At 71.7% G+C, this 6,000-nt stretch carries 3 protein-coding genes and 1 tRNA gene; 3 read left to right on the top strand and 1 reads right to left on the bottom strand.

Annotated elements, in window-relative coordinates:
• Positions 1-103: 103 nt before the first annotated feature.
• Entirely contained in the window at positions 104-655 is a 552-nt protein-coding gene (locus tag ABT041_RS15280; protein ID WP_351184102.1) for a PPA1309 family protein, read from the bottom strand.
• Positions 656-790: 135 nt separating this feature from the next.
• On the opposite strand from ABT041_RS15280, the gene ABT041_RS15275 reads away from it, so the two are divergent.
• From ABT041_RS15275 to ABT041_RS15265, 3 genes are all read left to right on the top strand, one after another.
• Positions 791-3,694 (top strand): UPF0182 family membrane protein, encoded by a 2,904-nt coding sequence (locus ABT041_RS15275; RefSeq protein ID WP_351184100.1) that lies wholly within the window; start codon positions 791-793, stop codon positions 3,692-3,694.
• Positions 3,695-3,748: 54 nt separating this feature from the next.
• Positions 3,749-3,822 (top strand) — tRNA-Met (locus ABT041_RS15270).
• Between the two features lie 203 nt (positions 3,823-4,025).
• Complete coding sequence (locus ABT041_RS15265) at positions 4,026-5,993, top strand: tetratricopeptide repeat protein (RefSeq protein ID WP_351184098.1); 1,968 nt, start codon at positions 4,026-4,028, stop codon at positions 5,991-5,993.
• The last annotated feature ends 7 nt before the right edge of the window (positions 5,994-6,000 follow it).

The following is a 6,000-nucleotide window of genomic DNA, read 5'->3' as shown; positions in this document are numbered from 1 at the left end:
GGGGCCCGTACACCGCGTCGATGTCGTCGCGGCGCAGCAGTTCGGCATAGCCCTGGACGGGATCGGCACCGTAGGGCGCGGCGTCTCTCGTACGCGCGCGTGGTCAGCTCTCGAAGGTCGCCGCCAGCGCCTCGGCGAGGCCCGGCACCAGGTCGGGGCCGGTCAGCACCTCGGTCGGGGAGTCCTTCTCGCGCAGCCGGATCGCCGCCTCGCGGGCGCCGTCCCGCAGCACGGCCACGGTCATCCGGACCTCCTGGCGGTCCGGGTGCCCGGCGACCCACTTGGCGAGCTGCTTCTCGCTCAGGCCCTGCGGGACCTGCGCCTCGGCCGACGGGGGCAGCATCAGCCGCTCCACGGTCAGGGCGCAGCCGGCCACGGCGTCGGGCCAGGCGATCGTGCCGAGGAACTCGTCGAGGGCCTTGCCGCGCGGCAGCTTGTCCTGCTCGATGGGGGTGTAGGCGGTGGCGTCGTCGCCCAGGCCGAGCTGGGAGGCGAGCTTGGGCTCCTGGGCGCGCAGCCGGGCGGTGTCGACCAGGGCGAACAGGCGGGCGGGCTGGTCCCAGCCGAGGCCCGAGGCGTACTCGTCGATCTCGAGCACCGCGCGGGTGAGGGGGCTCGCGGCCATCGCCGGGCCGGAGGGGGAATGGTTGGACATGACCAATATCCTGCCTCCTCTTCCCCGGAAGACGGGAACTAGGTAAAGCCTCAGTAAGTTGCACCAGTGGGCTCTACGATCGCGGGGCCTGCTTTCAGACGCATCAACATCGAGGGGCGCACGTTGGCTTTCCAGATGCCGGACCGTGGCCAAGGCCCGTCCGGGCCGAGGGTGAGAGTCGGCCGGCCGTCCCGGCGGGCCCGCACCCTGCTCATGACACTCGGGGTGCTGGCCGTCCTCGCCATGGCGTTCGTGATGTTCGCCGGGTTCTGGACGGACTGGCTCTGGTACCGCTCGGTCGAGTACTCGTCCGTGTTCACGACCACCCTGTGGACCAAGATCGGTCTCTTCGCGGTCTTCGGTCTGCTGATGGGGCTCGCCGTCGGCTTCAACATCTGGCTGGCGTACCGGCTGCGGCCGCCGCTCAGCGCGATGTCGCTGGAGCAGCAGAGCCTCGACCGGTACCGGATGGGTCTGGCCCCGTTCAAGAAGTGGGTGCTGCTCGCGGTCACCGCCCTGGTGGCGCTCATCGCCGGCGCCTCCGCGTCCGGCCAGTGGCGCACCTGGCTCATGTGGGTCAACGGGGTGAAGTTCGGCCAGAAGGACCCGCAGTTCGATCTCGACGTGTCGTTCTACGCCTTCGACCTGCCCTGGTACCGCTTCCTCCTCGCGTTCGGCTTCGCCGCCGCCGTCCTGTCGCTGATCGCCGCCGCGCTGACGCACTACCTGTACGGCGGGCTCAGGATCACCAGCCCGGGCGCGCGTGCCACCGCCGCCGCCACCGGCCACCTCTCGGTGCTGCTCGGTCTCTTCGTCGCGCTCAAGGCCGTCGCGTACTGGCTCGACCGGTACGGCCTGGCGGTGAAGTCCAGTGACTTCAAGGCCACCGGCAACTGGACGGGCCTGCGGTACGTCGACGCCAACGCGTACCTGCCGGCGAAGACCATCCTGTTCTGCATCGCCGTCATCTGCGCGCTGCTGTTCTTCGCGACGCTCTGGCGCCGCACCTGGCAGCTGCCGGTGATCGGCTTCGGCCTGATGGTGCTCTCCGCGATCCTGATCGGCGGCCTGTACCCGGCGATCGTGCAGAAGTTCCAGGTCCAGCCGAACGAGCAGGCCAAGGAAGCGCCGTACATCCAGAAGAACATCGACGCGACCCGCAAGGCGTACGCGATCGACGGGACGAAGCCCGAGAACTACTCGGGCAAGTCGACGGTCAAGGCCAAGGACAAGCTGCGGGCGGACGCCGACACGGCGGCCAGCTACCGGCTCCTCGACCCGAACATCGTGTCGCCGACGTTCCAGCAGCTGGAGCAGAAGCGGAAGTACTACCAGTTCCCGACGACCCTGGACGTGGACCGCTACCAGGGCAAGGACACCGTCGTCGGTCTGCGTGAGCTGAACATCCGGGGCATCCCGAAGCGGAACTGGATCAACGACCACTTCACCTACACCCACGGCTACGGCGCGATCCTCGCCTCGGGCACGCAGACCGACGCCAACGGCTCCCCGGTCTTCACCGAGTCCGGACTGCCGACGACCGGCTCGCTCGGGACGTACCAGCAGCGGATCTACTACGGCGAGAAGACCGACCAGTACTCGATCGTGGGCGGCCCGCAGAAGGAGCTGGACTACGAGGAGAACGGCGAGAAGACCACCAGCTACAAGGAGAAGAGCGGCGTCAGCCTCTCCAGCACCTTCAACCGCGCCGCGTACGCGGTGGCCTTCAGCGAGCCGCAGATCCTCTACTCGGGAGCCATCGGCGACGGCTCGCGGATCCTCTACAACCGCACGCCCAAGGAGCGCGTCGAGGCGGTCGCGCCCTGGCTGACCATCGACGGCGACGCCTACCCGGCGGTCGTCGACGGCCGGATCCAGTGGATCGTCGACGCCTACACGACGACCAACGGCTACCCGTACGCCTCGCGCACCACCCTCGGCGACACCACCGCCGACTCGCTGACCGTCGGCAACCAGCAGCGCACGGTCGTCGCCCAGCAGAACCAGGTCAACTACATCCGCAACTCGGTCAAGGCCACCGTCGACGCCTACGACGGCACGGTGAAGCTGTACGAGTGGGACACCCAGGACCCGGTCCTCAAGACGTGGATGAAGGCCTTCCCCGACACGGTCCGGCCGAAGTCCGAGATCAAGGGCGACCTGCTCGCGCACCTGCGCTACCCGCAGGACATGTTCAAGGTCCAGCGCGAGCTGCTGACCCGCTATCACGTCACCGACCCCGCGCAGTTCTACAGCGGCTCGGACGCCTGGCAGGTGCCGGACGACCCGACCAACAAGGACGGCAACGCGGTCCCGCCGTACTACCTGAGCATGAAGATGCCCGGGGACACGGCGCAGCGCTTCTCGCTGACGACGACGTTCACGCCGAACGGGCGGCCCAACCTGGGCGGTTTCATGGCGGTCGACGCCGACGCCACCAGCAAGGAGTACGGCCGGCTGAGACTGCTCCGGGTCACCGAGGACGTCCCGGGCCCGGCCCAGGTGCAGAGCAAGCTCAACGGTCTGCCCTCCGTGGCCACCTTCGTCCGGGACATGAAGGGCGCCGACTCCGACATCCAGTACGGCAACCTGCTGACCGTGCCGCTCGACGGCGGGTTCCTGTACGTCGAGCCGGTGTACGCCCAGGGACGCAACGCTCTGTACCCGCTCCTGAAGAAGGTCGCGGTGTCGTACGTGGACGCGGACCAGCCCGACGGTGACACGACCAAGGACACCACGGTGTTCGAGGACAACCTCACCAAGGCGCTCAACGCGGTCTTCGGGGTGGAGGCGCCCACCGAGCCGACGACCCCGCCGGGCACCACGCAGCCGCCCGGCACGACCCCGCCGCCCGCCTCGAACGACGCCGCCCTCCAGCAGGCGATCGCCGACGCCCAGAAGGCGTACGACGCGGGCGAGGCCGCGCTGCAGAAGGGCGACTGGACCGCCTACGGCAAGGCGCAGGACGACCTCCAGAAGGCCCTCCAGCGGGCCGCGGACGCCGGGGCGAAGCTCAAGAGTCCCGGTTCAGGCGGCTGACCTGAGCTTTTCCGGTTTTGCCGGCCCCGCGTCGTGATACTGTGGTTTCACCGACGCGGGGTGGAGCAGCTCGGTAGCTCGCTGGGCTCATAACCCAGAGGTCGCAGGTTCAAATCCTGTCCCCGCTACTGCAGGACAAGGGCCCGGATCCATAAGGATCCGGGCCCTTGTCGTGTGTCGGCGTGCCCGGGGGTGCCGAAGAGCGGTAGGGAAGGGGCGAGTTGGCGTGAGTCGTGTTTGACTTGTCTCTCTGTGGGCATGTCGACAAAACGCTGAGAGACCTCACTGGCTGCGGTTTACCAGGTGTGCTCGGGTTGCGGGTGGTGCGACGATGGTATTTATGGGGGACAGGGCAACTCTGTTGGAGACAGGGCGGTTTGTGCAGCGGCACGCCAGAAACGCCGCAGACGAGATCATCGAGGCAGTAGGGGCCGTCGATGCGGCCGTCGACACCACCGCCGAGACCGACGCCGAGAACGAGACCGAGACCGAGACCGAGGCCCGGCACCGGCGGGCCGCCGAGCGGGGCGACGTCGCCTCGATGAGCGCCCTGGGCGCACTGCTGCTGCGCCGCGGCGACCTCGACGGCGCCGAGCCGTACCTGCGCGGAGCCACCGCCGAGGGGGACCGGGCCGCCGCCAACAACCTGGGCGTCCTGCTGCACCAGCGCGGGTACGCCGACGAGGCCGCCGGCTGGTGGCGGGTCGCCGCCGTCGCCGGCTCCGCGCCCGCCGCCCACGCGCTCGGTCGCCACCACCGCGAGCGCGGCGACGAGCCTGCCGCCGAGTACTGGCTGCGCCAGGCCGCCGAGCAGGGCCACGCCCTCGGCGCGTACGCCCTCGCCGACCTCCTGGAGCACCGCAGCGACGTCGGCGCCGAGCGCTGGCTGCGCGCCGCCGCCGAACAGGGCCACCGCGAGGCCGCCTACCGCCTCGCCCTCGCCCTGGAGCGCCGCGCCACCGAGACCACCCGCGGACCGCACGAGACCGGCACCCGGCTCCGGGTCCCGGGCACCCGGGCGATCGTGCCGTCCGGCGCGCCCGCCACCGGCACCGCCGTGCCCGGGCAGCCCACCGGCGAGGGAGCGGGAGAGGCCGCCGAGGCCGAGCAGTGGTTCCGGCAGGCCGCCGCGCGCGGCCACCGGCGGGCCGCGCTCCACCTGGGTGCCATCCTGGAGCACCGGGGCGAGCTCAAGGAGGCCGGCCGCTGGTACCTCAGCTCCGCCAAGGAGGGCGAGGCGAAGGCCGCCTGCGCGCTCGGCTTCCTGCTGCGCGACGCGGGCGACGAGGAGAGCGCCGCCGTGTGGTGGCTGCGGGCCGCCCAGGACGGCGACGGCAACGCCGCCAACGCGCTGGGCGCCCTGCACGCCGCCCGCGGCGAGCAGCAGACCGCCGAGCGCTGGTACCGGGCCGCCATGGACGCCGGCGACGTCAACGGCGCCTACAACCTCGGGCTGCTCTGCGCCGCCCAGGACCGCATCCCGCAGGCCGAGCAGTGGTACCGGCGCGCCGCCTACGCGGGCCACCGCGAGGCCGCCAACGCGCTCGCCGTGCTGCTCCTCCAGGCCGGCGACGCCAACGGCGCGGAGCCGTGGTTCTCCAAGGCCGCCGAGGCCGGCAGCGTGGACGCCGCCTTCAACCTGGGCATCCTGCACGCCGGCCGCGACGACGACCGCACGGCCCTCGTCTGGTACGAGCGGGCCGCGGCCGCCGGGCACACCGAGGCCGCCCTCCAGGTCGGCATCGCCGCCCTGCGCGACGGCGACGAGCAGACCGCCGAGCGGCACCTGCGGTGCGCGGCCGGCGGCGGCAGCGCGGAGGCCGCCTTCCGGCTGGCCTCGGTGCTCGACGCGCGCCGCCCCGAGCCCGGCCCCGCCGTGCTCGGCGCGCCCCGCGAGGAGAAGTCCGAGTGCGAGGAGTGGTACGAGCGGGCCGCCCAGCAGGGCCACCGCCGTGCCCAGGTACGGGTCGGGATGCTCGCCGCCGGGCGCGGCGACCTGGCCGAGGCCGACCGCTGGTACCGCGAGGCCGCCGAGGCGGGCAGCCGCAACGGCGCCTTCAACCTCGGCCTGCTCCTCGCCCGCGAGGGCAGCGAGCGGGAGGCCGCGCTCTGGTGGACCAGGGCGGCCCGGGCCGGCCACGGCCGCGCCGCCCTCCGGCTCGCGCTGCTCGCGGCGCGCCGGGGCGAGCTCACCGAGGGGCGTCACTGGTGCGACCGCGCGGTGGAGCTGGGCCCGGCGGAGGTCGCCGAGCGGGCGGCCCGGCTGAGCGAGGCGCTGCACCAGGAGCTCACGGCATAACTGATTT

The sequence above is a fragment of the Streptomyces sp. NPDC002825 genome, from assembly GCF_040295385.1.
Lineage (GTDB): Bacteria > Actinomycetota > Actinomycetes > Streptomycetales > Streptomycetaceae > Streptomyces.
This window is presented reverse-complemented; position numbering and strand designations above follow the sequence as displayed.